Raw genomic sequence first — 26,543 nt, 5'->3', positions numbered from 1 at the left:
GTTTTCCTAATAGTGGTTGTTAAGCGTGAATGAAACCATCCACTGTACAACGAGGGCGAGGATATAAGTGGCGAAAAACGAGACGGTAACGACCTCGACTCCCGCACCAAACATCAGGGCGAATAGACCTGTTGTAGAAATGAGCTTAATCCCTGCCCCACCATAAAAGTCCCGCAAAACCAGGCCCACACTCTCGGTTGTCACCTTGCGGCGCAGCACCCAGACAGTAAACAAGGCTTGAGGAACCCAGTACATCCCCCCTCCGTAGAGGGCGGAATAACCGGCGCTGGCACCAGTCAGGTAAAACCAGACGGCACTCATCGCCAGGATCAGGATGAGCTGACAAACGAGCATAACCAAGGCCAGTGTCAAACCTTCCAAGGCTATTTTCTGCTTCACCAACCTACCCCTGAACATTACAGAACTGTAAAAAATCGGGATCCGAAGACCCCATGTTAACAGCTCTTAAAGCCGGTCAAATTATACCCTTGAGGGCAGCTATTGCAATATGACAAAAATCCTTAATTTTTGCGGCTTTCCGCGGCAAATCAGGGTTATGGTCATATCAAAAGGAATGGATGTTTTATTACTACAAAAAGCGTAAAAATCACGATTCCGACACGCCAAAATAGCCCAATATACGGTCCAAATCGGACAAATTCTCGTAACTTATTACTAACTTCCCGCTATCCCGCTTGCCAGGCTGAAGTTGCACCTGATTGCCAATTTTTTCTGCCAGTTGGCGCTCCAGGTAGCCGATCTGCGGATCACGGGCCGGTTCGACCCTGGCTTTTGCCGGTTCGAGCGCTTTTTGCACCAGCTTCTCGGTATCGCGCACGGTCAGCCCTTTCTGGGCAACCAGCTTGGCCAGTTCGGACTGGGCCTGGCCGCTCAGAGCCAGCAGGGCACGGGCATGGCCCATGTCGAGGTCGCCGTGCTCGACGAAACGTTTCACGTCATCGTTGAGCTGGTTGAGACGCAGCAGGTTGGTCACCGTGGTGCGGGACTTGCCCACCGCCTCGGCCACCTGCTGGTGGGTGAGTTCGAATTCGGTCAGCAGTCTTTGTAAAGCGACCGCCTCTTCGATGGCATTGAGGTCTTCCCGCTGAATATTCTCAATCAGCGCGATGGCGACGGCAGCCTCGTCGGGTACATCCTTGACGATGCAGGGCACCACCTCGAGCCGCGCCAGCTGGGACGCGCGCCAGCGCCGTTCACCGGCGATGATTTCGAAGGATTGTTCGCCGAGAGGGCGTACCACAATGGGCTGGATCACCCCCTGGGCGCGGATGGAGTTGGCAAGCTCTTCCAGTGCATCCTGAGACATATCCTTGCGGGGCTGGTACTTGCCGGACTGCAACCACTCCACCGGCAGCTTGCGCAGCTCGCCCTGATTGGTGGGGGCCATGGCCTCTTCAGTACGTTGATCGCTCATCACCTGTTTCTGGCGGGCAGCCGTGCTGGTACTGAGCAGGGCATCCAGCCCCTTGCCCAGTCCACGTTTTTTCGGAGTCATATGCTCTCTCGGTCTGCGATGGTCGCCTGACGTTCCTGCTCCTGGCGGCGCAGGATCTCGCCAGCCAGTGCCAGGTAGGCCTTGGCGCCCACCGATGATTTGTCATAGTGCATGGCCGGGGCACCGAAACTCGGGGCCTCCGCCAGTCTAACGTTGCGGGGAATGATGGTGCGGTAGACTTTGTCGCCAAAGTGCTGTTTTAGCTGATCGGACACATCATTGGCCAGCCGGTTGCGGTGATCGAACATGGTGCGCAGCACCCCTTCGATCTTGAGCTCCGGATTGACCACGGCGGCCAGCTTGCTGATGGTGTCGACCAGGGCGGTGAGCCCCTCCAGCGCGTAATATTCGCACTGCATGGGCACCAGCACGGAGTCGGCGGCGGCCATGGCGTTCACGGTCAGCATGTTGAGAGAGGGCGGGCAGTCGATGAATACGTAGTCGTATTTGTCCCGCACCGAGGCCAGCGCATTGCGCAGGCGGATTTCGCGGGCGAAAAATTCCATCAGACGGATTTCGGCCGCGGTCACGTCGGCATTGGCGGCGATCAGGTGATAACCCCCGGTAGTTTCGGGGATGATCACTTCGCTGATGGGGGCATCCTCGATCAGCAACTCATAGGCGGTGCGCTCGACGTCATACTTGTCGACACCGCTGCCCATGGTGGCATTGCCCTGCGGATCCAGATCGATCACCAGCACCTTGCGCCGGGTGGCAGCCATGGAGGCGGCCAGATTCACACAGGTGGTGGTTTTACCCACTCCACCCTTCTGGTTGGCTATGGCGATGACTTTTCCCACACGATCCCCTAAATGAAACTGCGACCCTATTCGGGCTGGATATGTTTGAATTCCAGCAGATGGCGTTCGCCTTCCAGCTCCGGCACCCGCAACTCATGACAGGCTACCAGACGGATATTGGCAGGCAACTGGGCCAGCTCCTGCTCGGGATATTGTCCCTTGAGTGCCAGGAAGCAGCCCTGTTCTGACGGCAGGTGGTGACACCAGCTCAGCATGTCCTCCAGCGAGGCAAATGCCCGACTCAGTACACCATCAAATCCCACCTCGGGTTGATACTCTTCAACCCGAGATTTGACCGGCGTCACATTGGTCAGACCCAGCTCCTGGATCACCTGACGGATGAAGTTGATCCGCTTGCCCAGACTGTCGAGCAGGACGAACTGCTTGTCCGGATTGATGATCGCCAGCGGCAATCCCGGCAGGCCGGGACCTGTCCCCACATCGATGAAGCGCTCACCGTGCAAGTGGGGGCTTACCACCAGGCTATCGAGGATATGCTTGACCAGCATGGCGTCCGGATCTCGCACCGAGGTGAGATTGTAAGCCTTGTTCCACTTGTGCAGCAACTCGACCAACTGCACCAGTTGGCTCTTTTGGGTATCGGTGATAACAATTTCGGCCTGCTTGAGCAGGCCGTTCAATCTTTCCAGCATGGGATTCCTCAGGCGGTTTTACGCAGCAGGCCGTGTTTTTTCAGGTGAACCAGCAGGATGGAGATGGCCGCCGGGGTGATGCCGGAGATGCGGGAAGCCTGACCAATGGTCTGCGGCTTGGCATCGTTCAGCTTGGCTTTCACCTCGTTGGAGAGGCCGTTCACCTCGCGATAGTCCAGATCCAGCGGCAGCAAGGTGTTCTCGTTGCGCAGCTGCTTTTCCACTTCATCGTGCTGACGCTCGATGTAACCGGCGTACTTGATCTGGATCTCAACCTGCTCGGCCGCGGCAGGATCAGTCACGGAAGGGCCAACCCCTTCGATGGCCATCAGCGCATCATAGGTCACCTCGGGGCGACGCAGCAGCTCTTCCAGACTCTGTTCGCGGGTCAGCGGCGTGTTGACCAGGGCGTTGACCGCCTCCAGTGACGGATGTTGCGGGTGGATCCAGGTTGAACGCATGCGCTGACGCTCCAGCTCGACCTGTTCCATCTTGGCGTTGAATTTGCTCCAGCGCTCGTCATCCACCAGACCCAGCTCGCGACCGATGGCTGTCAAGCGGATATCGGCGTTGTCTTCCCGCAGCAGCAGGCGATATTCGGCGCGGCTGGTGAACATGCGGTAAGGCTCGCGGGTCCCCAGGGTGGAGAGATCATCCATCATCACGCCCATGTAGGCCTGATCCCGACGAGGGTTCCAGGGATCCTTGTCCTGGGCACGCAGGGCCGCGTTCAGGCCGGCCATCAGGCCTTGTGCCGCCGCCTCTTCGTAACCGGTCGTGCCGTTGATCTGGCCAGCGAAGAACAGGTTTGGAATGCACTTGCTCTCCATGTTGGCCTTGAGATCCCGCGGATCGAAGAAATCATATTCGATGGCATAGCCGGGGCGGGTGATGTGGGCGTTCTCGAAGCCGCGCACAGAACGGACGATCTGCACCTGCACGTCAAACGGCAGGCTGGTGGAGATCCCGTTCGGATAGAGTTCGTGGGTGGTCAGGCCTTCCGGTTCGACGAAGATCTGGTGCGCAGTCTTGTCGGCGAAACGGGTGATCTTGTCTTCGATCGACGGGCAGTAGCGTGGGCCGATCCCCTCGATCACCCCGGCGTACATGGGGCTGCGATCCAGGTTATTGCGGATCACCTCGTGGGTACGCTCGTTGGTGTGGGTGACGTAGCAGGGCACCTGACGGGGATGCTGACTGGCATTGCCGATAAAAGAGAAGACCGGACGCGGATCGTCGCCGTGCTGTTCCTGCATGACGGAGAAATCGACGCTGCGGGCATCGATGCGCGGCGGTGTGCCGGTCTTGAGGCGAGCGATGCGCAGTGGCAGTTCGCGCAGGCGCTGGGCGAGGGCGATCGACGGAGGATCCCCGGCACGGCCGCCCTTGTAGTTTTCCATCCCGATGTGGATCAAACCATTCAGGAAGGTACCGACCGTCAGCACCACAGTCTTGCCGCTGATGCGGATCCCGCTCTGGGTGACCACACCGGCAACACGATCCCCATCCATGATCAGATCGTCACAAGCCTGCTGGAAGATCTTCAGGTTCGGGTAGTTCTCCAGCATCTGGCGAACGACAGCCTTGTAGAGCAGGCGATCCGCCTGGGCACGAGTGGCTCGTACTGCCGGGCCCTTGGAGGAGTTGAGGGTGCGGAACTGGATCCCGCCAAGATCGATGGCACGCGCCATGATCCCGCCGAGTGCGTCAACTTCCCTGACCAGGTGTCCCTTGCCGATCCCGCCGATCGCCGGATTACAGGACATGTGTCCCAGCGTATCGATATTGTGGGTCAGCAACAGGGTGTTCATGCCCATACGGGCTGCCGCTGTTGCTGCTTCGGTTCCGGCATGACCGCCACCGACGACGATCACATCAAATTGTTCATGGTATTGCATTGGGATCACCTTGATCTGCACGCCTGAAGATCTTTATTTGCCTGGGCTAAAGGGCGGAACATTCTATCTGTTTCGCGTCCTGAGGGGAACGTCTACTTAACGTTCAGTATGAAGGGAGGATCCACTAATTAGATCTTAAGGATCTTTAGATCGATCTTTTACTGGATCTCTTATTAGGATCCGCCCTTTCTGTTGATAAGCACTTTTTGATCATAAAGATCATTAATTTAAGGACGATCCTAGCTTGTGGAAAAGCTTGGATCCTGGCCCGGTGAACGAGGGGATAACCAGGACTTTTATACACAGAGGTCTGTCGGTCTGGATCTAATACATGGATAACTATAGGTTTTGCAGAGCTTTACACCGTAGTTATGCACATTACCCCTGGGCGTTGTGGGTAACCTTGTAGAACAACTCCCCCGGATCAATCTGTTAATAACATGGTGGATAGTCGATCTGGGGATAAGTGGGGAGATCAAGCTTTTTTTCAGGATCTCCCGCACGCTGATCAGGCGATCATCGTCATCCAGTCGCGGATCCACACTTCTGCGGCATCTTCGGGGATCTCGTGTTGGGTCACATCGATGTCGAGCCGCTCGCCGATCCGGCTGGCACCGCACTCGGCCAGCAGGCGATCCAGCGTCTTGCCACCCTGGCAAAAGGTGTCATAACTGCTGTCACCAAGGGCGATCACGCCATATTTCAATGAATTAAGATCCGGATGCTGCTCGGCAAGATCCTTGGCGAAGGGTTGCAGGTTGTCAGGCACATCCCCGGCACCATGGGTGGAAGTGACCACCAGCAGGATGGATCCCGCATCATCCAGCACCTCTGTCAGCTTGGCCGGGTTGTGGATCCGGGTCTGGTGGCCAGCCTGTTCCAGCAGGTTGGCGACGTGGTCTGCGACATATTCGGCGGCGCCCAGCATGGAGCCGACGACGAGATTGAGTTTGGCCATGGAATGGATCCTGATTTCAGACAAAGAAACGGAAAGCCGGATTCTACCGCCAAAGGGTGTGGATAAATATGGATAAAGCTTGGGGATAATGGATCCAGTCAGATAATGTCGTTGGATCCATCCCGTCGATCTTTTTTCTGCTTCTTTATATTCCTCTCCATTTTCTTCTCCGCTCATAGCTCTCCTGATGGCTCCCATCTCCCGCGAAATCCTGCCAACGATGCAGCTAGATAACAATGTAGATGCAAATGATTGGCAATTATTGAATCGATTCGATCACGGCTCCTGTAGTAGGATTGCGCTGCTTTATTCGCCCATGGAACAGGGTGATGTCGTGACAAGCGACCACAAATAACAATTAAAACAACATAACTCATTGATAAACGAGACTTTAATATGATTGCGCAAAAATACACTACAGGACCCGGCAAGAAGGGCGCCTTCGGCGTGCTTTCGCTCTCCGGTTTGCTCGTCTCCCTGCCGCTGATGGCCGAACAAACCACCGCTGAGCTGCCCAAAGCCAGCGAAACCATGGTGGTGACCGGTACGGCCATGAAGGTGGAAGTGCCTATGGCCGAGACGCCTCGCGCCGTCTCCGTGGTTAACCGGGAGGAGCTGGATCAGCACGCCGTGTTGCAGCTGGATGAAGCGATTCGCTACCGTTCCGGCGTATTGACCGGCCTCTATGGTTCAGACAACAACACCGACTGGTTCAAGGTGCGTGGCTTCGATACCGCCTCTTATCTGGATGGCAACCGCTTGTTTGGCACGGGCTACTACGTCTGGACGCCGGAACCGTTCGGTCTGGAGAGTGTGGAAGTGCTGAAGGGGCCAGCCTCGATCCTTTACGGTGAGGCGCCTCCGGGCGGGGTGATCAATGCCATCAGCAAGCGACCGACCGCCACGCCGCAAGGGCAGGTGGATCTGCAGCTTGGCAGCCGGGATCATCGTCAGGTCGGGGTGGACGTCTCTGACGCGCTCTCCGACAACAGCCGTTACCGCATGGTTGCTCTCTATAAAGAGCGTGATGGGGTGCTTACCGGTACTTACAACGATCGGGTTTATCTGGCGCCGAGCGTCACCTTCGATCTTTCGGATCGTACCAGCCTGACCCTGCTGGCCAGTTTCCTGCACGACGAAGGGGTCCCGACCAACGGCTTCTTCCCGGTCTATGGCACCCTGAATACGTCAGGTGGCCAGATTGATCCCTCTACCAACCTGAGCCAACCGGATTACGATCGCAACCGCAATACCCAGATCTCCACCGGTTACGAGCTGGCCCACCAGCTCAACCAGACCTGGGAGTTCAAGCAGAACGTCCGCTTCAACTACAACGATCTGCTGCTGCGCCAGACCTATATCTTCCCGACCTATGAAGGCACAACTGCCAGTCGTGGCCTGGTTTACCGCGATGGCAATACCAAGAGTGCCACCATGGATAACCAGATGGTGGGCTACTGGAACACCGACAGCACCGAGCAGACCTTGCTGCTGGGGGTAGATCTGCAGCGTCACGTCAATGAAGGGGTCGAGGCCGACAACTACGGTATGGGCACCATCAATACCATGAACCCGGATTACAGCGGCTTCCCCGGTTTTGACGAGTCGACCGCCACTCACCAGAAGAGCAGCAAGGGCCAGAGCGGCCTCTATGCCCAGCACCAGATCCGCTGGGACGATCGCTGGTTGTTGACTGCCGGTGGCCGTTTTGACTATGTGGAGACCCACAACACCAATACCAGCAAGGACGAGCGCCAGTACGATAACGAGCTCTCCCTCTCGGGCAGCCTGATGTATCTGGCTGACAACGGCCTCTCTCCCTACTTTGCCTATGCCGAGTCGTTCGAAGTGCTGCCGGGGATCGATCCTAACACCCGAAACTCCTACAAGCCGCTCAAGGGCAAGCTCTACGAGACTGGCGTGAAGTATGCGCCAGCCTTCCTCGACGGTTACATCAATCTGGCGCTGTTCGATCTGGCCCAGACCAACTCGCTGGTCTCTACCGGTTCCGGCCAGCAGACCCAGGCGGGTGAAGTGACCTCTCAGGGGGTTGAGCTGGAAGGGAGCGTGCAGGTGACCGATGCGCTGCGTCTGACCGCTGCTTATACCTACACCGATGCCAAAACCAACGACACCGGCAGTGGCGATCGCCGTGCCAGCCTGATCCCGCGCCACCAGGCCTCCTTCTGGGGTAACTACAAGGTGCAGCAAGGGGTGGCTTCGGGTCTGGAGCTGGGGACCGGTGTGCGTTATATCGGTTCCAGCGTGGGTATTGGCGCCGTGAATGCGGACTATACCCCCATCTACGGCTCTGCCGAGGTGCCGGCCCATACCGTCTGGGATGCGATGATCGGGTATGACTTTGCCAAGAACTGGCGCGCCCAGCTCAACGTCAACAACCTGCTGGGTGAAACCTACGTGGCCAGTTGTGACTACTACTGCTACTACGGCGAGCCGCGCAGCGTAGTGGGCAGCATCAACTACCGCTGGTAATCGAAGTCGGGCGGGAACCGGGTTCCCGCCCTTCTTTTCACCCGCAGTTGTTCTGATCTCTCTGGAATACCGGTCCGTTATGGAACTCTTGTCTCTGGTTTATCGCCAATATCGTTGGCCTTTTATCACCATTACCCTGCTCAGTCTGCTCAGTGCCGTCAGCGGGATTGGCGTCATTGCTTTTATCAATCAGTCTCTAATCGAATCTATAGGTGATCCGCTGCCGATCCTAGGTCAGCTGGTCGGCCTCATTGTGCTGCTGCTGGTGATCACACTCGGATCTCAGCTGGCCCTGACCACTCTCGGTCACCATTTTGTCTACCGGTTGCGTAGCCGTCTGCTCAAGCAACTGCTGGATACCGATGTCGCTCGCATCCGCCAGATTGGTCAGGGGCCGCTGCTGGCCTCCCTCTCCAGCGATATCGGCCAAATCACCATCGCCTTCGTGCGCCTGCCTGAGCTGGTGCAGGGGCTGGTGCTCACGCTGGGCTCTGCCTTTTACCTCGGCTGGCTCTCTCCGGCCCTGCTCGGGGTGACCGCGCTCTGGGTCACCGTCACCATGGTGGTGGGCTGGCTGCTGGTGAACCGTGTTTATCGCCATCTCTCCCACATGCGTCAGGCCGAAGATCGGCTCTATCAGAACTATCAGGCCATCATCGCTGGCAGCAAGGAGCTGGCGCTAAACCGCGAGCGGGCTCACTTCGTTTACCACCAGCTCTATGAGCAAAATGCCCGTGACTACCGCCAGCAGATCATTCGCGCCGACACCTATCACCTGAGTGCGGTGAACTGGTCGAATATCATGATGCTGGGGGCCATAGGTCTGGTCTTCTTTCTGGCCAACGGCCTTGGCTGGGCCAACACCAATGTGGCCGCCACCTTTGCGCTGACCCTGCTGTTCCTGCGCACCCCGCTGTTGCAGGGGATTGGCGCCCTGCCGACCCTGCTTGCCGCTCAGGTGGCGTTCGACAAGATCGCCGCCCTCAATCTGGCCGAGCCGGATGCGGACTTCCCGCTGCCGCCCGCCATCCGCCCCTGGCAGCGTATCGAGCTGGAGCAGGTGAGCTTTCACTATCAGGGGGAGGGCGGTTTTGCCGTTGGCCCCATCGATCTGGTCATCGAAAAGGGGGAGCAGATCTTCATCATTGGCGGCAATGGCTCCGGCAAGTCGACGCTGGCCATGCTGCTGACCGGCCTTTACCAGCCGGTATCGGGCCGGCTCCTGCTGGATGGTGAGCCGATCACCGATCGCAACGGCTATCTGGCGCTCTTCTCCGCCATCTTCACCGACTATCACCTGTTCCAGCACCTGCTGGGGCCGGAACCCAAGGATGAGCTGGTGGCCGAGTGGCTGGAGCGGTTGCAGATGGGCAGCAAGCTCACCATCGAGGATGGATTTATCGCCGATATCGATCTCTCCCAAGGGCAGCGCAAGCGGGTCGCCCTGCTGCTGGCGCTGGCCGAGCAGCGCGAGGTGATGCTGTTTGACGAGTGGGCCGCGGATCAGGATCCCCAGTTCCGGCGCATCTTCTATCAGGTGCTGCTACCGCGCCTCAAGGAGATGGGCAAGACGGTGATTGCCATCAGTCACGACGATCACTACTTCCCGCTGGCCGATCGCCTGCTGGAGATGCGGCAGGGAAAACTCACCGAACTGACCGGCGCGCGCCGTGCCGCAGTGAGCCGCGATGCGATCGCCCACCTGGATTGCGAGGTGCCGGCTTGATGCCGGCACCGATGAGACTGGCGGCAAGCCAGCACAGGAATTGCTTATGTTCGAGATGAAATCAGCCAGCTTCACGGTCAATGACCGCACGCTGCTGCACCCCACCGACCTGCGTTTCGAGCAGGGACAGGTCTATGGCCTCATCGGCCACAATGGTTCGGGCAAATCGACCCTGCTCAAGCTGCTGGCTCGCCAGCAACCTCTCAGTGACGGCGAGATCCTGTTCGATGGCAAGCCGCTGCCTGACTGGGGCAACCGGGAGTTTGCCCGTCAGGTGGCCTATCTGCCCCAGCATCTGCCGAGCGCCGAGAATCTGCTCGGGCGGGAGCTGGTGGAGATGGGCCGCTACCCCTGGCGCGGCCTGCTGGGCCGGATGGGGGCGGAGGATCACCGTCAGGTCGAGCGGGCCATCGTCCTTACTCATACCGAACGCTTTGCCGATCGGCTGGTGGATACCCTCTCCGGCGGCGAGCGGGGGCGGGTCTGGCTGGCGATGCTGCTGGCCCAGGAGAGCAGCTTCATCCTGCTGGACGAGCCGCTGGCCGCGCTGGATGTGGCCCATCAGGTGGAGGTGCTCACGCTCGTCAAGCAGTTGAGCCGTCAGCTTAACCTTGGGGTCATCATCGTCATTCATGACATCAATATGGCCTCCCGCTTCTGCGATCGGCTGGTGGCGCTCCACTCCGGCCGCCTGCTTACCCACGGCGAACCTGAGGGGCTCATGACCAGTGAGACCCTGCACGCCATCTATGGCATTCCGATGGAGGTCATTCGCCACCCGGCTCATGCTCATCCCATCGCCATCGTCTGACCGGGGGGCTCTCTTGAACCGTTTATTGAAGAAGATGGCACCCTGCCTTATCAGCCTGCTGCTGCCACTTGCGGCGCAGGCCGAAACATCCCCGATCGCCTCTGCACCGCTACCCCGTATCGCCACCGTCGACTGGACCATAGCCGAAACCTTGCTGGCACTCGGGGTGACTCCGCTGGCGGTGGGGGATGCAGGCCCCTATCAGGCATGGGTCGGCGAGCCACGGCTACCTGCCGGGGTGGTGGATATCGGCCTGCGCACCCAGCCCAACCGTGAGCTGCTGGCGGAGCTCAAACCCGATCGCATCCTGATCTCGCCGCTGGCGGCCCCGCTGGCGCCAACTCTTTCCCGCATCGCGCCGGTGAGCACCATCGCCCTCTATGATGGGCAAACCGATCTGTGGCAGCGGCTGCACGAGGTGACCCTGACCCTCGCCCGCATGGTGGGCAAAACCGCCGAGGGCGAACGGCTGCTGGCCGGGCTGGATCGGGATCTCGCCAGAATGCAGGCCAGATTGCCTGCGGATCTGCCGCCCCTGCTGGTAGTGCAGTTTATCGATGAGCGCCATGTGCGGGTGTTTGGTCGCCACAGCCTGTTCGATGCGGTGATGACGCGGCTCGGGCTGCGTAATGGCTGGCAAGAGCAGACCAATGACTGGGGTTTCTCGGTGGTCAGCATCGAGCAGTTTATGACCTTGCCAACCGCGCGGCTGGTGGTGGTCGATCCCATCCCGGTAGGGGTGAGCGAACGGCTGCAGGAGCCTGGGCTGTGGCAGCATCTGCCGCTGGTTCGGCAGGCGCCTGTGCTGCATCTGCCTGCGGTCTGGAGTTTTGGCGGCGTACTTGCCGCTCGCCGTTTCGCCGGTCTGCTCAGCGATGCATTGCTGCAAGATGCCGAGCGTATGGAGGCTAGCCGATGAAGCGACTGCTCACATCACCGCTGCTGCGGCCGGTCTCGATCCTGCTGGGGTTGACCCTCTCGCTCGCGTATTGGGAACTGGCTCGCCAGCTGCCCGGTGCGCTCTGGTGGCAGAGCCTGTTCACCCCCAATCTGGATGATGTCAGCCAAGCGGTGTTGCATTTCAGTTGGCTACCCCGTTTGGCTGTCACCCTGCTGGCCGGGGCGGCGCTCGGGCTGGCGGGTACCCTGATGCAGCAGGTGCTGCGCAACCCGCTCGCATCACCGACCACCTTGGGGGTGGCCTCCGGTGCCCAATTGGCGTTGATGATGGTGACCCTGTTTGCCCCCTCCTGGTTGCTGTTGGGGCGGGAGTGGATCGCCATGGCCGGCGGCAGCCTTGCGATGGCACTGGTGTTTGCCCTGGCCTGGCGTCGCCAGCTCAATCCGGTGGTCATCGTCTTTGCCGGGCTGGTGATCAACCTCTATCTGGCGGCCATCAGCATGGGGCTCCTGCTGTTCTTTCAGGAGGAGCTGAAAGGCTTGCTGGTGTGGGGCAGTGGCTCGCTAGTGCAGAACAGCTGGAGCGGGGTGAGTTACCTGTTGCCCCGCCTGCTGGCAGCCGCTTTGCTGGCCGCAGTACTGGTGCGCCCGCTGGCGGTGCTGGAGCTGGATGATGCCAGCGCCCGCAGTCTGGGGGTCTCCCTTCAGCATCTGCGTTTTGCCGGACTTGGGCTGGCGGTGTTTGTCACCGCTTGCGTGGTGAGCGTGGTGGGGCTGATCGGCTTTATCGGGCTGGCGGCGCCCGCCATGGTGCGGCTGCTCGGGATCCGCCAGCTTGGCCAGCGGCTGCTGTGGGCTCCGATCCTCGGCGCCCTGCTGCTGGCGGCGACCGATCTGCTGCTGCAGAGCCTGAGCCGCTTCTGGCCAGTCTTGATCCCCACCGGCGCTATGACCGCCCTGCTGGGGGCTCCGCTGCTGCTCTGGCTGATCCCGCGCCTAGGTATCAAGTCGGGTACGCCGAAGGCTAACGCCGGCCTGCTGGTGGCCCGCCATCCGGCACCGGCTCTCCTTATTGGCCTGTTGTTGGTCGGGCTGTTGCTGGCCATGGTCGCCTCCCTGCTGGTTGGACAGGGAATGACGGGCTGGAGCTGGCCGAGCTGGCTCCGCTGGCAGGCTCAACTGGAGTGGCGGTTGCCGCGCACTCTGGCGGCGGGGGCGGCTGGCGTGCTGCTGGCGCTGGCGGGTACCCTGTTGCAGCGGGTCAGCAACAACCCGATGGCGAGCCCGGAGCTGCTGGGGGTGAGCGGTGGCACTTTTATGGGGGTGATAGCGACGGCGCTGTTGCTGCCTGCATTGCCCCTGCCGCTGATGCTGTCCGGTGGCCTGCTCGGTGCCTTCGGCTGCCTGTTGCTGCTGGTGCTGGTCAATCGCAAGCACGGCTTCCAGCCGGAGCGGATCCTACTCTCAGGTATCGCCATCACGGCGTTGTTTGAGCCGCTGCAGGCCATCGCGCTGGCCAACGGCGACATGCGGGTGCAGCAACTGCTCTCCTGGATGTCCGGTTCCACCTACTACGTCACCCTGCCGGTGGCCTATGGGCTGGTGGGGCTGGCGCTGTTGATGCTGGCCGCCTGCCTGCTGGTGAGCCGCTGGCTCGATCTGATGCCGATGGGGGCGGCGGTAGCTACCGCACTCGGCATTCGCCTCAACCGTGCCCAGCTCGCCATCCTGCTGCTGGTGGCCGTGCTCACCGCCAGCGCCACCCTGGTGGTGGGGCCGCTCTCGTTCGTCGGTCTGTTGGCACCGCATATGGCCAAGCTGATGGGGCTGGTGCGGGCTCGCTGGCACCTGCTTGGGGCCGCCGCTTCCGGCGCCCTGTTGATGGTATCGGCGGACTGGGTCGGCCAGCAGGTCCTCTTCCCGCAGGAGGTGCCGGTCGGACTGGTCTCCACCCTGTTAGGGGGCGCTTACTTCATGTGGTGCCTGCGCCGCCTCTAGGTTTGCGGACAAAAAACGCACAACAAAAAGCCCGGGATGAACCCGGGCTTTTTGTTGTCTGCTGTGCGGAGAGTTACTTGCCGATGCAGAAGCTGGAGAAGATACGGCCCAGCAGATCGTCTGAGCTGAATTCGCCGGTGATCTCGGAGAGGGACTCTTGCGCCAGGCGCAACTCTTCGGCCACCAGCTCGCCGGCCACGAACACTTCCAGCTGCTCTTTGGCCACCAGCAGGCGCTCGGCGGCGCGCTCCAGTGCATCCAGATGGCGGCGGCGGGCCATAAAGCCCCCTTCGGTGTTGCCCTGGAAGCCCATGCAGGCTTTCAGGTGCTCGCGCAGGGCGGGCAGCCCCAGCTCGGTTTTGGCGGAGATGCGGTAGACGGCGTGGCCCTGCTCCTGGCTCGGTGCCAGATCCTCGCCGGTCAGGTCGGCCTTGTTGCGAATGACGGTGAGGCCGATGTTTTTTGGCAACCGATCAACAAATTCCGGCCAGATCTCCCGCGGGTCGACCGCGTCTGTGGTGGTGCCATCCACCATAAACAGCACCCGATCGGCCTGTTCAATCTCGGCCCAGGCGCGCTCGATACCGATTTGTTCTACCTTATCCTGGGTGTCGCGCAGACCGGCGGTATCGATGATGTGTAGCGGCATGCCATCGAGATGGATATGCTCGCGCAGCACATCGCGGGTGGTACCGGCAATCTCGGTGACGATGGCTGACTCGCGCCCTGCCAAAGCGTTGAGCAGGCTCGATTTACCGGCGTTGGGACGACCGGCGATCACCACCTTCATCCCTTCCCGCAGCAGGGCGCCCTGTTTGGCTTCCCCGCGCACGTCGTCCAGCTCGGACATGATGCTGTAGAGGTCGCCCGCCACCTTGCCGTCGGAGAGGAAGTCGATCTCCTCGTCCGGGAAGTCGATGGCCGCTTCCACGTAGATGCGCAGCCGGATCAGGCTCTCCACCAGTTGCTGGATTTTGCTGGAGAACTGCCCCTGCAGGGAGTGCATGGCGCTACGGGCGGCCTGCTCGCTGGATGCTTCGATCAGATCGGCGATGGCTTCGGCCTGGGCCAGATCCAGCTTGTCGTTGATGAAGGCGCGCTCGCTGAACTCGCCGGGGCGGGCAGGGCGGATGCCGTCGATTTTCAGAATGCGGCGGATCAGCATGTCCATGATGACGGGGCCGCCGTGGCCCTGCAGCTCCAGCACATCCTCGCCGGTGAAGCTGTTGGGAGCTTTGAACAGCAGGGCGATGCCCTGATCCAGTACCTGGCCTTGCTCATCCCTGAACGGCAGATATTCGGCGTAGCGCACCCGCGGGAGCTTGCCGAGCACTATCCCGGCGACCTGTTCGGCGGCGGGGCCGGAGACCCGAACTATGCCGACGCCACCACGGCCTGGCGCGGTGGCCTGGGCCACGATCGTATCTGTTGTCATCTTGCTTGGCTCGTTTGTTCGCTGATAGGAAAACGTAGTGGGGACATTGTAATAAAAAAGGCGGCCCGAAGGCCGCCTCTTTTGTCATCACGGGAAGATTAGCTGCGTGAATGCAGTCCTTTCTTCTCCAGCTGACGATAGATGATGGTCTGCTGGATGATGGAGATGACGTTGCTCACCAGCCAGTAGAGAGTCAGACCAGCCGGGAACCAGAGGAACATGAAAGTGAAGATGATCGGCATGAACTGCATCACTTTCTGCTGCATCGGGTCGGTTACGGTGGTCGGGCTCATCTTCTGCAGATACCACATGGAGGCACCCATGAGGATTGGCAGCACGAAGAAGGGGTCCTTCACTGACAGGTCAGTGATCCACAGGGCAAACGGCGCGTGACGCAGTTCAACGGACTCCATTAGTGCCCAGTAGAGGGCGATGAAGATCGGCATCTGAACCAGGATCGGCAGGCAGCCACCCAGCGGGTTGACCTTCTCCTTCTTGTACAGCTCCATCATGCCCTGAGACATCTTCTGGCGGTCATCGCCGAAGCGCTCGCGCAGGGCCGCAATCTTGGGTTGCAGCATGCGCATCTTGGCCATGGAGGTGTACTGGGCCTTGGTCAGCGGGAACATGATGCCGCGTACCAGCAGGGTCAGCATGATGATGGCCAGACCCCAGTTCTGGACGAAACCGTGGAACACGGTCAGCAGCCAGTGCAGCGGTTGGGCGATGAACCACAGCCAGCCGTAGTCGACGGTCAGGTCGAGGTGGTTAGCCACCTTGGCCATCTGGTCTTGCAGCTTGGGACCGACCCACAGCTTGCTGGTTACTTCAGCCTGTTGGCCGGCAGCCACGTCAACCAGCGGCGCCTTGTAACCGATGATGGCCTGGCCTTTACCAGGGATCACACGGCTGTAGAAGCTGTTGGTATCGTCGGCATTCGGTGCCCAGGCAGAGACGAAGTAGTGTTGCAGCATGGCGACCCAACCACCCTTGGTGGTCTTGTTCAGGTCGGCATCCTTCATCTCGTCGAAGGTGTACTTCTTGTAGCGGGTATCTTCAGTGGAGAAGGCACCACCACGGTAAGCGCTGGCTACCATGGCATGACCTTCCTGATCCTTCGGCGTTGCTACGGTCTGCTTCAGCTGACCATAAAACTGCACCTGAACCGGCTCGGCAGATTTGTTGTCGATCTTGTAATCAACGCCAACGGCATAGTCGCCACGCTTGAGGATGAACTCCTTGGTGAAGACCACGCCCTTGCTGTCGGTCCAGGTCATCGGAACGACGACTTGATCCTGACCATCGGCCAGCTGATAGCTGGTCTGGGCGGCTTCATAGGTAGGACGACCTTCGGCCTGACTGTCCGGACCGTTGCGACCCACCAGACCGCTCTGGGCGATATAGAGGTGCTCAGGCTTGCTGGTCAGCAGCACGAACGGTTGGTCCTTGCCCTCTTCCAGTTTGTGAGACAGCAGTTCGGCAGACACGACGTCACCACCCTGGGTATCCAGGGTCAGCTTGAGCACGTCAGAGGAGACGGTGATCAGCTTGCGTGCGGCAGTCGCGTTGGCTTGCTCGGAAACCTGAGGAATATCACCGGTCTGACCGGCTTCAGGTACGAAATGTTCGGTTTGGGCCACGGTAGTCGGGGCCGGCTTCGGAGCCTTGTCGGACTCCCACTGTTGCCAGAGCAGAAAGCTCACGAACAGCAAACCGATCAGGAGTAGATTGCGTTGTGATTCCATAGTCTTCAGTTTCTTCGCTTTGGTTGCGGAACCGGGTCATAACCACCCTCGGATAAGGGATGGCATTTTAATAGACGTTTGCTAGCTAACCAAACGCCTTTTATGAAACCGTGAAGTCGGATGGCTTCTATCGCAAATTGGGAACAAGTTGGAGTAAAACGGCAGCGCGGCCCGAGCAGAGGGCTAATGATTAGCTGATACAGGCGTATCAGTTTGATAGCTACCCATTGCAACGGCGTGACAGAGTGCGCCATAGCTTTTCCAGTAACTTGAACAGTTCCTCGTTATCCATCTCTTTCACACCGGCTTTGGCGATCACCACGATGTCGATAGCGGGCAGCTGATGTTGTTTGAGGCGGAAACTTTCCCGGACCACCCGTTTGACACGGTTACGCCAGACGGCACGCTTGAGTGCTTTTTTGGGCACAGCGAGACCAAGACGAGAGTGTTCGAGTGAATTGGGGCAGGCGAGAAGCGTAATTTGCGGGGAAGCAGCCCGGACAGGCTCGGCGAAAACGCGTTTGAAGTGTTCGGGAGTTAACAGACGTAACTCCCGAGAGAAGGTGTGCTGGGTAGGCATTAAACTACCAGACGGGCACGACCCTTGGCACGACGAGCGGCCAGAACTTTACGACCGTTGGCAGTTGCCATGCGGGCGCGGAAACCGTGAGAGCGCTTGCGCTTCAGGTTGGACGGTTGAAAAGTACGTTTCATGATTCGATTCCGTATTTCTGTACAGTTTTGATTGTCACACTTAGCCGACGCGCCAGCTATAGCGTGTGACGACTAGCAAAAGAGGCCGAATTCTAAACAGAGTTCGGCTTTTAGTCAATCCGCCGTTCCCTCTCATCCTGCCGTGGTCTTGAAAAGGCCGCTGCCGAGTGTGAGGATCCAGAGGATCAAGGGCTCCGGATTATACTGGCAACCCGGGGTTAAACAAGGGATCCCTCAATAAAAAAGGCGGCCAGGCCGCCAAAGAGAGAGCTATTTAAGGACTTTCCGCAAGAACTCCCGGGTACGGGGATCCTTGGGATCGACCAATATCTGATCCGGCGGGCCCTGCTCGACGATCCGCCCCCCTTCCATGAAGATCACCCGATCGGCAACATCACGAGCAAATTCAATCTCATGAGTCACCACCACCATGGTCTGGTGCTGGCGGGCCAACTCTTTCATCAGTCCCAAAACCTCGTCGACCCATTCCGGATCGAGCGCCGAGGTGGGTTCGTCAAACAGGATCACCTTGGAGTGGGCCGCCATGGCCCGACCGATGCCGACCCGTTGCTGCTGGCCGCCGGAGAGGGAGGCCGGATAGGCATCCTGCTTGTCGGCGAGACCAATGTCCTTGAGGATGCCGAGCGCTGTGGCGCGGGCCTCGGCTTTTGGCTGCTTCCAGACGGTGATCAGCCCTTCGGCGATGTTGTCGAGCGCCGTCTTGTTGGCAAACAGGGCGTAGTTCTGGAACACGAAGGAGGCCCGCTTGCGCAGCTCGATCGCCTGCTGTTCACTGGCCTTGGCCAGATTCAGCTCGAGATCGTCGATGGCAAGGGTGCCCGCATCCGGGGTCTCCAACAGGTTCAGGCAGCGCAACAGAGTCGACTTGCCGGTGCCGGAGGGGCCGATGATGACGACAATTTCCCCCTTTTTGACCTCCAGATCGATACCGTTGAGCACCTGATTGCCGTGATATGCCTTGGAGAGGCCGGTTAGCTTGATCATGAGAGCCCTCCTTTAATAGGCACGGTTGAGACGGACTTCCAGCAGATGCTGCAAGCGGGTAAAGAAGATCACCACTACCCAGTAGATCAGCGCCACCGCCATAAAGCTCTCGAAGAACTTGAAGGAGGAGGAGGCTTCCATCTGCGCCTTGCCCATGATCTCGGCCACTCCCAGGGTGAACGCCAGCGAGGTGCTCTTGATCATGTCGATGAAGTAGTTCATCAGCGACGGGGTGGCGATGCGGGCCGCCTGCGGCAGGATGATCCGCTGCATCGCCTGATAACGGCTCATGCCGATACTGAGCGCCGCTTCCATCTGGCTTTTGTGAATGCCGAGGATGGCTGCGCGGATCGACTCGGCCATATAGGCGGCGAAGTGCAGGGTCAGACCGACGATGGCGGCGGTAAAGGCATCCATCCCCACGAAGATCGGGAATAGTTGCGGCAGTCCGTAGTAGAGCAGGAACAGCTGAACGAGAAGCGGTGTACCCCGAAAGAACGAGATATAGAGCATCGCCAGCCAGTGAATCGCGGGGACGCGAAACACCCGTACTATCGCCAGGGCCAGCGAGAGTACGAGTGCCAGCACGAATCCCCACAGGGCCATTTCCATCGTGGTGCCCAGGTATTTGAGCAGGATGGGAAACAGCCCCAGCGTGTATTCGAGGTCAAATTCCATCATTTATTTGTCGGTGATGTCGGAAGCGAACCATTTCTCGGAGATCTGACGCAGGGAGCCATCCTTGCGCATGGCGGTCAGGGTCTCGTCGACCTTCTTCAGCAGCGCCTGTTTCTCCGGGGTCTTCAGGAAGGGCAGGGCGTTCTCGATTGTCTCGAACGGTGCGCCAGCCTGTTGCAGCGGCAGCTTGGACTCTTTGATCAGCTGGGCGGTGGAGACGCGGTCCATCACGAAGGCATCGATGCGACCCAGGGCGACATCCTGCTCGAAGGCGGAGTCATAGGTGCGGATGTCGATCTTCTTGTTCGGGTCGTTCTTGCGCAGCAGCTCTTCAAAGTTGGAACCCAGGTTCACGGCCACCTTCTTGCCTTCCAGATCCTTGATGCCGTGGATGGTGCTGTTGCCCTTGCGTACCACAATCTGGGCGCCGTCATAGACGTAAGGCTGGGAGAAGTCGTACTTCGCCTTGCGCTCGTCGGTGATGGTGATCTGGTTGGAGATGGTGTCGATGCGGCCGGTTTCCAGCATGCCGAACAGACCGGAGAAGCTGGCAGTCACGAATTCGACCTTGTAGCCGGTGCGCTCGCCGATCTGGTTCCACATATCCACTTCAAAGCCCTGCAGCTTGTCCTGTTTAACGAAGGTGAACGGGAAATATTTGCCAGACATGCCGACCTTGATGGTCTCCTGGGCGATGGCCTGACCGGACAGGGTGGCGAGCAGGATGGCTGCGCCGGAAATCAGTTTGATGGATGTTTTCATGGTGTTTCTCTCTCTCAATGTCTTGTATTTGTAGTTGTAATAACTGGTTTGGCCCTGATGTTATTGGAATAAAATTTAAAAAATAAATGACATTTGGTTATATGAAATAACAGGAGAGAAGCACGGGATCGACCAATCAGGACGGTGGATCAAGCTGTGGGTAACTTTGGGGATGAAATCCGATCCAAAGGCGCTGGATCCTTGAAAGTCAAGGATCTTATTTGCTGGATCCACCGGGCGATGGCTGGAGATCCGGCGGCTAAAAACGTAGAATAGCCGGTCTTTAGTTAATCAATCGACAGGAGTTTAGAGTGACTGCTTCGCTATGGCAGCAGTGCCTTAACCGGCTGCAAGATGAGTTGCCCTCGGCAGAATTCAGCATGTGGATCCGGCCGCTTCAAGCGGAGTTGAGTGACAATACTCTGACCCTGTATGCACCGAATCGCTTTGTTCTGGACTGGGTACGAGACAAGTATCTCATCCGGGTTAACGGCATCATCAACGAACTCTGCGGGGTCGACGGCCCCGCCCTGCGTTTTGATATAGGCAATCGTCCCCATCCTGTTGCTGTCGCCAGAGCGCCGGTACAGGGTGCCGCGCCTGTGAATAACTTGCAGAAGAGCTGGGAAAGCAAGGCTGAAGCCAAGCCCGAGCCGAACCACAAGAGCAACACCAACGTGAACTATACCTTCGAGAATTTCGTCGAGGGTAAGTCCAACCAGTTGGCGCGTGCGGCTGCCCGTCAGGTAGCGGACAATCCGGGTGGTGCTTACAACCCGCTGTTCCTCTATGGTGGCACCGGCCTGGGTAAAACCCACCTGTTGCACGCCGTTGGCAATGCCATCAAGGAGAGTAAAAAAGATGCCAAAGTCATCTATATGCACTCCGAGCGGTTTGTTCAGGACATGGTGAAAGCGCTGCAAAACAACGCCATTGAAGAGTTCAAGCGTTACTACCGCAGCGTCGATGCCCTGCTCATCGATGACATCCAGTTCTTCGCCAACAAGGAGCGCTCCCAGGAGGAGTTCTTCCATACCTTCAATGCCTTGCTGGAAGGTAATCAGCAGATCATCCTGACCTCGGATCGCTATCCGAAGGAGATCAACGGTGTCGAGGATCGCCTCAAGTCCCGCTTCGGCTGGGGCCTGACCGTGGCGATCGAACCGCCGGAGCTGGAGACCCGCGTCGCGATCCTGATGCGCAAGGCAGACGAGAACCAGATCCATCTGCCGGACGAAGTGGCCTTCTTCATTGCCAAGCGTCTGCGATCCAACGTCCGTGAACTGGAAGGCGCCCTCAACCGGGTGATCGCCAACGCCAACTTCACCGGCCGTGCCATCAACATCGATTTCGTGCGCGAAGCGCTGCGCGACCTGTTGGCACTGCAAGAGAAGCTGGTCACCATCGACAATATCCAGAAGACGGTGGCGGAGTACTACAAGATCAAGCTGGCGGATCTGCTCTCCAAGCGTCGTTCCCGCTCCGTTGCCCGTCCGCGCCAACTGGCGATGGCACTGGCCAAGGAGCTGACCAACCACAGTTTGCCGGAGATAGGTGATGCCTTTGGTGGTCGTGACCACACTACCGTTCTTCATGCTTGCCGAAAAATCGAGCAGCTGAAGGAGGAGAGTCACGACATCAAGGAGGACTATTCCAACCTGATCCGTACCCTTTCTTCCTGATAACGGAATGGAGTGGACAGATGCAGCGCGAATATTCCAACCTGATCAGAATCTTTTCCTCCTAATCACAACGGAGAGCACAGATGCAGCTCGAAATTAGCCGTGAGGCCCTGTTACGTCCTCTGCAACTGGTGTCCGGCGCCCTCGGCGGCCGACCGACCCTGCCGATCCTCGGCAACGTGCTGCTTGATGTCAGCAACGGTCTGCTGTCACTGACCGGTACCGATCTCGAAGTAGAGATGATCGGTCAGGTCTATCTGAGCGGGGCCAGCGAAGATGGCCGCACCACAGTACCGGCGCGCAAGCTGCTGGATATCTGCCGTGGTCTGCCGGAAGGCGCCGAGATCCGTCTCAATACCGAAGGCGAGCGCCTGATCATCCGCTCCGGTCGCTCCCGCTTCAACCTCTCGACCCTGCCGGCGACCGAGTATCCGAACATCGAGGATTGGGAATCCGTGCTCGAGTTCGATATCAGCCAGCTGGAGCTGAAGAAGCTGATCGATGCGACCCAGTTCTCCATGGCCAGCCAGGACGTGCGTTACTACCTGAACGGCATGCTGTTCGAGAGCGAAGGTCACGGTCTGCGCACCGTGGCGACCGACGGTCACCGTCTGGCCACCTGCCGCCGCGAGGTAGTAGGGGAATCGCTGCCCGATCATCAGGTTATCCTGCCGCGCAAAGGGGTACTGGAGCTGGTACGTCTGCTGGAAGCGGAAGACAAGCCGGTACGTCTGCAGATCGGTCGCAGCAACCTGCGTGCTGCGCTGGACGGCTTCATCTTCACCTCCAAGCTGGTGGATGGCCGCTTCCCGGATTGGCGCCGCGTCATTCCGCGCAACAGCGACAAGGCGCTCATCGCCGGCCGTGAGGATCTGCGTCAGGCGTTTGCCCGCGCCGCCATCCTCTCCAACGAGAAATTCCGTGGGGTGCGTCTCAATCTGCAGGAAAACCTGCTGCGCATCACCGCCAACAACCCGGAACAGGAAGAAGCCGAAGAGCTGCTTGACGTACAATATGCCGCTGGCGAGATGGAGATCGGCTTTAACGTCTCTTATGTGCTCGACGTGCTGAATACGTTAAAATGTGACCAAATTCGGATTAGCCTGAGCGATTCCATCAGCAGTGCCATTATTGAGGATTTTGAACATCAGGATGCTCAGTACGTGGTGATGCCGATGCGGATCTAGTCGTGTCCCTGGTCAAACTCCAGCTCAGCGACTTTCGCAATATCCAGCAAGCCAGTCTCAAGCTGTCGCCCGGCCTCAACATTCTGGTCGGGTGCAATGGCAGCGGCAAGACCAGCGTGCTGGAAGCCATTCACTACCTTGGTCTGGGGCGCTCCTTTCGCACTCATTTGACCGGGCGGGTTATCCGCCAGGGGGAGAGGGCGTTTACCCTGTTTGCCCAGTGCGAGCTGGAGGGGCGTCAGGTACCGATCGGTCTTGCCAAAGACAAGAGTGGCGAGACCCAGCTCAAGATTGCCGGGGCACAGGCCCAGCGGTTGGCCGATTTGGCGGAGCTGTTGCCGGTGCAGTTGATCCATCCCGATGGCTTCAACCTGCTGACGGGCGGGCCTCAGGCTCGCCGGGCCTGGCTCGATTGGGGCGTTTTCCATCAGGAGCCGACCTTCTTTGCCCTGTGGGGGCGAGTGCGGCGGCTGCTGAAACAGCGCAATGCGCTACTGCGCCAGAGCACCCAGTACCGCCAGCTGGCGTTTTGGGATCAGGAATTGGTGCGGCTGGGTGGTGAGCTGGCCGAGTTTCGCGCCAGTTATTGTCAGGCCATTACGCCCCTGATCAAGGAGATGACGGCGGATTTTCTGCCGGAATTCGATATCAGTCTCGGCTTTTACCGGGGCTGGGAGAAAGATACTCCCCTCGGCGATCTGCTGGAGGCGGGGTTTGAGCGGGATCGGGCGCTGGGCTATACCGGTGTCGGTCCACAAAAAGCCGATGTGCGCCTCAAGGCGAACGGGGTGCCCGCTCAGGATATTTTGTCCCGGGGTCAGCTGAAGTTGCTGGTCTGCGCCATGCGACTGGCCCAAGGGCTCTATTTGAATCAACATAGCAGCCGTGGCTGTATTTTTTTAATTGACGATTTTGCCTCTGAACTGGATGTCGACAAGCGCCGCTTGCTGGCCGCAAGGCTGAAGCAGTGTGCGTCCCAGGTGTTTATCACCGCCATCGACACCGGTCAGCTCGCAGACATGATGGATGCGAATGACTGTAAGTTGTTCCACGTGGAACAGGGTAAAATCTCCGAAACGTTAGAGAAGGCAGAGAGTAAGCTATGAGTGAAAATACTTACGACTCCTCGAATATCAAGGTGCTGAAGGGCCTGGATGCGGTCCGCAAGCGCCCGGGGATGTATATCGGCGATACGGATGATGGCTCGGGTCTGCACCACATGGTGTTCGAGGTCGTCGATAACTCCATTGACGAGGCGCTCGCTGGCTACTGCTCCGATATTCTGGTCAAGATCCATTCCGACGGTTCTGTCTCTGTGCGTGACAATGGCCGGGGTATCCCGGTAGACATGCACGAGGAGGAGGGCCGCTCCGCCGCAGAGGTCATCATGACCGTGCTGCACGCAGGCGGTAAGTTTGATGACAACTCCTACAAGGTATCCGGCGGCCTGCACGGCGTGGGTGTCTCGGTAGTTAACGCCCTCTCTGACAAGCTGTTGCTGACCATTCGTCGTAACGGTCACGTCTACGAGCAGACCTATCATCTGGGTGAGCCACAGGCGCCGCTCAAGCAGATTGGCGACAGCACTGGCACCGGTACCGAAGTTCGCTTCTGGCCGAGCCCTGCCATTTTCAGCGATACCCTGTTCCACTACGAGATCCTGGCCAAGCGCCTGCGCGAGCTCTCCTTCCTCAACTCCGGTGTCTCCATCCGTCTGCAAGACGAGCGTGATGGCCGCGAGGCGCATTTCTGCTACGAGGGTGGCATCAAGGCATTCGTTGAATACCTGAACCAGAACAAGACCCCGATCCACCCGAAGGTGTTCCATTTCACCACCGAGCAGGATGGTATCGGCGTTGAAGTGGCGATGCAGTGGAACGACGCCTATCAGGAAGGGGTCTACTGCTTCACCAACAACATCCCGCAGCGGGATGGTGGTACTCACCTCGTTGGCTTCCGTACCGCGCTGACCCGTACTCTGAACTCCTATATGGACAAAGAGGATTACAGCAAGAAGGCCAAGTCTGCCGCCAGTGGCGACGACGTGCGTGAAGGTCTGATTGCCGTTATCTCCGTCAAGGTGCCGGATCCCAAATTCTCCTCCCAGACCAAAGACAAGCTGGTCTCTTCCGAAGTGAAGACCGCCGTTGAACAGGCGATGGGTGAGAAGCTGGCTGACTTCCTGCTGGAAAACCCGGGCGATGCCAAGATCGTGGTCAACAAGATCATCGATGCGGCCCGTGCCCGTGAAGCGGCCCGCAAGGCTCGCGAACTGACCCGCCGCAAAGGCGCGCTGGATATCGCCGGTCTGCCCGGCAAGCTGGCTGACTGTCAGGAAAAAGACCCGGCTCTCTCTGAACTCTACATAGTGGAAGGGGACTCTGCTGGCGGTTCCGCCAAGCAGGGTCGCAACCGTAAGAACCAGGCCATACTGCCGCTCAAGGGCAAGATCCTGAACGTAGAGAAGGCCCGTTTCGACAAGATGATCTCCTCGCAAGAGGTGGGTACCCTGATCACCGCACTGGGTTGCGGTATCGGTCGCGACGAGTACAACCCGGACAAGCTGCGTTATCACAACATCATCATCATGACCGATGCGGACGTCGATGGTGCGCACATCCGAACCCTGCTGCTGACTTTCTTCTATCGTCAGATGCCGGAAATCATCGAACGTGGCTACGTCTACATCGCCCAGCCGCCGCTCTATAAAGTGAAGAAGGGCAAGCAGGAGCAGTACCTGAAAGATGAAGACGCGCTGCTGCAGTACCAGACCGCCATGGCGCTGGATGGTGCTACCCTGCACGTCAACGAGTCTGCTCCGGCCATCGGTGGCGAGGCTCTGGAGCGTCTGGTCAACCAGCACCGCTCGGTGACTCACCTGATCACCCGCATGTCTCGTCGTGCGCCGGAAGCCGTGCTGACCCAACTGATCTATCAGCCGGAGTTGAACGAAGCGCTGCTGAACAGCGAGAGCGATCTGCTGGCCTGGTGTCAGGGTATGGAAGCCGTGCTCAACGAGAGCAACCACGGTATCCAGTACCAGATCCAGGTTCGTCGTGACGAAGAGCGCAGCCTGTACGTGCCGCACGCCGTGGTACGTCAGCACGGTGTCGATCGCGAATATCCGCTCAGCTACGACTTCCTGCAATCCTCCGAGTACCGTCAGCTGGTCTCGCTGGGTAAGGAGATCGCCAACCTGATCGAGGAAGGCGGTTACATCAAGCGTGGCGAGAAGGTCAAGCCGGTCTCCAGCTTCGTCGAAGCGGTTGAGTGGCTGATGGGCGAAGGCAAGCGCGGCATCTACATCCAGCGCTACAAAGGGCTGGGCGAGATGAACCCGGACCAGCTGTGGGAAACCACCATGGATCCGGAAGCTCGCCGCATGCTGCGAGTCACCATCGACGATGCCGTCGGTGCTGACCAGCTCTTCTCCACCCTGATGGGTGATGCCGTTGAGCCCCGTCGTGACTTTATCGAGACCAACGCCCTGCGCGTAGCCAACCTCGACGTCTAATTCGACGCTGTCAGTTCGATATAAAAAAGCCGCTCCCTATGAGCGGCTTTTTGTTTTTCTGTGTGCCG

The 26,543-nt window shown here is 59.0% G+C and carries 23 protein-coding genes; 9 read left to right on the top strand and 14 right to left on the bottom strand.

All coding sequences use genetic code 11. The features are described from left to right. Positions 1 to 6: 6 nt before the first annotated feature. The 6 genes from AACT07_RS18315 to mioC form a co-directional block, all read right to left on the bottom strand. On the bottom strand, positions 7 to 417 hold the full coding sequence (locus AACT07_RS18315) for an ATP synthase subunit I (protein ID WP_019445506.1): 411 nt from the start codon (positions 415 to 417) through the stop codon (positions 7 to 9). Between the two features lie 190 nt (positions 418 to 607). Beyond that, positions 608 to 1,516, bottom strand: a complete 909-nt coding sequence (locus tag AACT07_RS18310) for a ParB/RepB/Spo0J family partition protein (RefSeq protein ID WP_005342343.1) — start codon at positions 1,514 to 1,516, stop codon at positions 608 to 610. After that, complete coding sequence (locus AACT07_RS18305) at positions 1,513 to 2,316, bottom strand: ParA family protein (RefSeq protein WP_005357226.1); 804 nt, start codon at positions 2,314 to 2,316, stop codon at positions 1,513 to 1,515. Before AACT07_RS18305 ends, AACT07_RS18310 begins: the two co-directional genes overlap by 4 nt. A gap of 26 nt (positions 2,317 to 2,342) precedes the next feature. After that, the gene (gene rsmG / locus AACT07_RS18300) at positions 2,343 to 2,969 is read right to left on the bottom strand and encodes a 16S rRNA (guanine(527)-N(7))-methyltransferase RsmG (RefSeq protein ID WP_005339331.1); all 627 of its coding nucleotides are present in this window, start codon (positions 2,967 to 2,969) and stop codon (positions 2,343 to 2,345) included. Positions 2,970 to 2,977: 8 nt separating this feature from the next. Beyond that, positions 2,978 to 4,867 (bottom strand): tRNA uridine-5-carboxymethylaminomethyl(34) synthesis enzyme MnmG, encoded by a 1,890-nt coding sequence (gene mnmG, locus AACT07_RS18295; protein ID WP_069529380.1) that lies wholly within the window; start codon positions 4,865 to 4,867, stop codon positions 2,978 to 2,980. Positions 4,868 to 5,375: 508 nt separating this feature from the next. After that, a complete protein-coding gene (gene mioC, locus AACT07_RS18290; RefSeq protein ID WP_069529362.1) occupies positions 5,376 to 5,825 on the bottom strand; it encodes an FMN-binding protein MioC in 450 nt (149 codons plus the stop codon). A 396-nt stretch (positions 5,826 to 6,221) separates the two neighbouring features. On the opposite strand from mioC, the gene AACT07_RS18285 reads away from it, so the two are divergent. The 5 genes from AACT07_RS18285 (at position 6,222) to fhuB (ending at position 13,753) form a co-directional block, all read left to right on the top strand. Further along, positions 6,222 to 8,318 carry a TonB-dependent siderophore receptor gene (locus AACT07_RS18285; RefSeq protein WP_069529361.1) on the top strand — a complete coding sequence of 699 codons (2,097 nt, stop codon included), beginning with the start codon at positions 6,222 to 6,224 and terminating at the stop codon, positions 8,316 to 8,318. Between the two features lie 79 nt (positions 8,319 to 8,397). Then, on the top strand, positions 8,398 to 10,044 hold the full coding sequence (locus tag AACT07_RS18280; RefSeq protein WP_069529359.1) for a multidrug ABC transporter permease/ATP-binding protein: 1,647 nt from the start codon (positions 8,398 to 8,400) through the stop codon (positions 10,042 to 10,044). Between the two features lie 46 nt (positions 10,045 to 10,090). Beyond that, entirely contained in the window at positions 10,091 to 10,855 is a 765-nt protein-coding gene (locus tag AACT07_RS18275; protein ID WP_069529358.1) for an ATP-binding cassette domain-containing protein, read from the top strand. Between the two features lie 34 nt (positions 10,856 to 10,889). Continuing rightward, positions 10,890 to 11,774, top strand: coding sequence for an ABC transporter substrate-binding protein (locus AACT07_RS18270; RefSeq protein ID WP_069529378.1), 885 nt, complete (start codon positions 10,890 to 10,892; stop codon positions 11,772 to 11,774). Continuing rightward, on the top strand, positions 11,771 to 13,753 hold the full coding sequence (gene fhuB, locus AACT07_RS18265; protein WP_069529356.1) for a Fe(3+)-hydroxamate ABC transporter permease FhuB: 1,983 nt from the start codon (positions 11,771 to 11,773) through the stop codon (positions 13,751 to 13,753). The genes AACT07_RS18270 and fhuB overlap by 4 nt, the downstream gene beginning before the upstream one ends. Positions 13,754 to 13,826: 73 nt before the next feature. Here fhuB and mnmE read toward each other — a convergent pair whose 3' ends face one another. The 8 genes from mnmE to AACT07_RS18225 form a co-directional block, all read right to left on the bottom strand. Beyond that, the gene (gene mnmE, locus AACT07_RS18260; RefSeq protein WP_005342321.1) at positions 13,827 to 15,188 is read right to left on the bottom strand and encodes a tRNA uridine-5-carboxymethylaminomethyl(34) synthesis GTPase MnmE; all 1,362 of its coding nucleotides are present in this window, start codon (positions 15,186 to 15,188) and stop codon (positions 13,827 to 13,829) included. A gap of 98 nt (positions 15,189 to 15,286) precedes the next feature. After that, positions 15,287 to 16,933: a membrane protein insertase YidC gene (gene yidC / locus AACT07_RS18255; protein ID WP_005355794.1), complete on the bottom strand. Its 1,647-nt coding sequence runs from the start codon at positions 16,931 to 16,933 to the stop codon at positions 15,287 to 15,289. 5 nt (positions 16,934 to 16,938) lie between these two features. Beyond that, positions 16,939 to 17,187, bottom strand: coding sequence for a membrane protein insertion efficiency factor YidD (yidD, locus tag AACT07_RS18250; protein WP_010672280.1), 249 nt, complete (start codon positions 17,185 to 17,187; stop codon positions 16,939 to 16,941). Continuing rightward, the gene (rnpA, locus tag AACT07_RS18245) at positions 17,154 to 17,513 is read right to left on the bottom strand and encodes a ribonuclease P protein component (RefSeq protein WP_005339313.1); all 360 of its coding nucleotides are present in this window, start codon (positions 17,511 to 17,513) and stop codon (positions 17,154 to 17,156) included. The genes yidD and rnpA overlap by 34 nt, the downstream gene beginning before the upstream one ends. Further along, positions 17,513 to 17,647 (bottom strand): 50S ribosomal protein L34, encoded by a 135-nt coding sequence (gene rpmH, locus AACT07_RS18240; RefSeq protein ID WP_005307156.1) that lies wholly within the window; start codon positions 17,645 to 17,647, stop codon positions 17,513 to 17,515. Before rpmH ends, rnpA begins: the two co-directional genes overlap by 1 nt. A 270-nt stretch (positions 17,648 to 17,917) precedes the next feature. Continuing rightward, positions 17,918 to 18,652, bottom strand: coding sequence for an amino acid ABC transporter ATP-binding protein (locus AACT07_RS18235; RefSeq protein ID WP_005339311.1), 735 nt, complete (start codon positions 18,650 to 18,652; stop codon positions 17,918 to 17,920). 12 nt (positions 18,653 to 18,664) lie between these two features. After that, complete coding sequence (locus AACT07_RS18230; RefSeq protein ID WP_019445518.1) at positions 18,665 to 19,333, bottom strand: amino acid ABC transporter permease; 669 nt, start codon at positions 19,331 to 19,333, stop codon at positions 18,665 to 18,667. Beyond that, positions 19,334 to 20,092 carry an amino acid ABC transporter substrate-binding protein gene (locus tag AACT07_RS18225; RefSeq protein WP_069529354.1) on the bottom strand — a complete coding sequence of 253 codons (759 nt, stop codon included), beginning with the start codon at positions 20,090 to 20,092 and terminating at the stop codon, positions 19,334 to 19,336. Between the two features lie 311 nt (positions 20,093 to 20,403). Here AACT07_RS18225 and dnaA point away from each other — a divergent pair, with 311 nt between their 5' ends. The 4 genes from dnaA (at position 20,404) to gyrB (ending at position 26,475) form a co-directional block, all read left to right on the top strand. Further along, positions 20,404 to 21,774 (top strand): chromosomal replication initiator protein DnaA, encoded by a 1,371-nt coding sequence (dnaA, locus tag AACT07_RS18220; protein WP_005339307.1) that lies wholly within the window; start codon positions 20,404 to 20,406, stop codon positions 21,772 to 21,774. An 83-nt stretch (positions 21,775 to 21,857) separates the two neighbouring features. Next, positions 21,858 to 22,961: a DNA polymerase III subunit beta gene (gene dnaN / locus AACT07_RS18215; RefSeq protein WP_069529352.1), complete on the top strand. Its 1,104-nt coding sequence runs from the start codon at positions 21,858 to 21,860 to the stop codon at positions 22,959 to 22,961. A 2-nt stretch (positions 22,962 to 22,963) separates the two neighbouring features. Beyond that, positions 22,964 to 24,067 carry a DNA replication/repair protein RecF gene (gene recF / locus AACT07_RS18210; protein ID WP_005339305.1) on the top strand — a complete coding sequence of 368 codons (1,104 nt, stop codon included), beginning with the start codon at positions 22,964 to 22,966 and terminating at the stop codon, positions 24,065 to 24,067. Then, positions 24,064 to 26,475 (top strand): DNA topoisomerase (ATP-hydrolyzing) subunit B, encoded by a 2,412-nt coding sequence (gyrB, locus tag AACT07_RS18205; RefSeq protein ID WP_069529351.1) that lies wholly within the window; start codon positions 24,064 to 24,066, stop codon positions 26,473 to 26,475. Before recF ends, gyrB begins: the two co-directional genes overlap by 4 nt. The last annotated feature ends 68 nt before the right edge of the window (positions 26,476 to 26,543 follow it).

The sequence above is a fragment of the Aeromonas sp. ANP5 genome (genome assembly GCF_963870295.1).
Taxonomy (GTDB): Bacteria; Pseudomonadota; Gammaproteobacteria; order Enterobacterales; family Aeromonadaceae; genus Aeromonas; species Aeromonas veronii.
This window is presented reverse-complemented; position numbering and strand designations above follow the sequence as displayed.

Bases quoted from the DNA above. Each gene is read 5' to 3' on its own strand.
- AACT07_RS18315 (WP_019445506.1), bottom strand. From the start codon at position 417: ATGTTCAGGGGTAGGTTGGTGAAGCAGAAAATAGCCTTGGAAGGTTTG.
- AACT07_RS18310 (WP_005342343.1), bottom strand. From the start codon at position 1,516: ATGACTCCGAAAAAACGTGGACTGGGCAAGGGGCTGGATGCCCTGCTC.
- rsmG (WP_005339331.1), bottom strand. From the start codon at position 2,969: ATGCTGGAAAGATTGAACGGCCTGCTCAAGCAGGCCGAAATTGTTATC.
- mnmG (WP_069529380.1), bottom strand. From the start codon at position 4,867: ATGCAATACCATGAACAATTTGATGTGATCGTCGTCGGTGGCGGTCAT.
- mioC (WP_069529362.1), bottom strand. From the start codon at position 5,825: ATGGCCAAACTCAATCTCGTCGTCGGCTCCATGCTGGGCGCCGCCGAA.
- AACT07_RS18285 (WP_069529361.1), top strand. From the start codon at position 6,222: ATGATTGCGCAAAAATACACTACAGGACCCGGCAAGAAGGGCGCCTTC.
- AACT07_RS18280 (WP_069529359.1), top strand. From the start codon at position 8,398: ATGGAACTCTTGTCTCTGGTTTATCGCCAATATCGTTGGCCTTTTATC.
- AACT07_RS18275 (WP_069529358.1), top strand. From the start codon at position 10,091: ATGTTCGAGATGAAATCAGCCAGCTTCACGGTCAATGACCGCACGCTG.
- AACT07_RS18270 (WP_069529378.1), top strand. From the start codon at position 10,890: ATGGCACCCTGCCTTATCAGCCTGCTGCTGCCACTTGCGGCGCAGGCC.
- fhuB (WP_069529356.1), top strand. From the start codon at position 11,771: ATGAAGCGACTGCTCACATCACCGCTGCTGCGGCCGGTCTCGATCCTG.
- mnmE (WP_005342321.1), bottom strand. From the start codon at position 15,188: ATGACAACAGATACGATCGTGGCCCAGGCCACCGCGCCAGGCCGTGGT.
- yidC (WP_005355794.1), bottom strand. From the start codon at position 16,933: ATGGAATCACAACGCAATCTACTCCTGATCGGTTTGCTGTTCGTGAGC.
- yidD (WP_010672280.1), bottom strand. From the start codon at position 17,187: ATGGCGCACTCTGTCACGCCGTTGCAATGGGTAGCTATCAAACTGATA.
- rnpA (WP_005339313.1), bottom strand. From the start codon at position 17,513: ATGCCTACCCAGCACACCTTCTCTCGGGAGTTACGTCTGTTAACTCCC.
- rpmH (WP_005307156.1), bottom strand. From the start codon at position 17,647: ATGAAACGTACTTTTCAACCGTCCAACCTGAAGCGCAAGCGCTCTCAC.
- AACT07_RS18235 (WP_005339311.1), bottom strand. From the start codon at position 18,652: ATGATCAAGCTAACCGGCCTCTCCAAGGCATATCACGGCAATCAGGTG.
- AACT07_RS18230 (WP_019445518.1), bottom strand. From the start codon at position 19,333: ATGATGGAATTTGACCTCGAATACACGCTGGGGCTGTTTCCCATCCTG.
- AACT07_RS18225 (WP_069529354.1), bottom strand. From the start codon at position 20,092: ATGAAAACATCCATCAAACTGATTTCCGGCGCAGCCATCCTGCTCGCC.
- dnaN (WP_069529352.1), top strand. From the start codon at position 21,858: ATGCAGCTCGAAATTAGCCGTGAGGCCCTGTTACGTCCTCTGCAACTG.
- gyrB (WP_069529351.1), top strand. From the start codon at position 24,064: ATGAGTGAAAATACTTACGACTCCTCGAATATCAAGGTGCTGAAGGGC.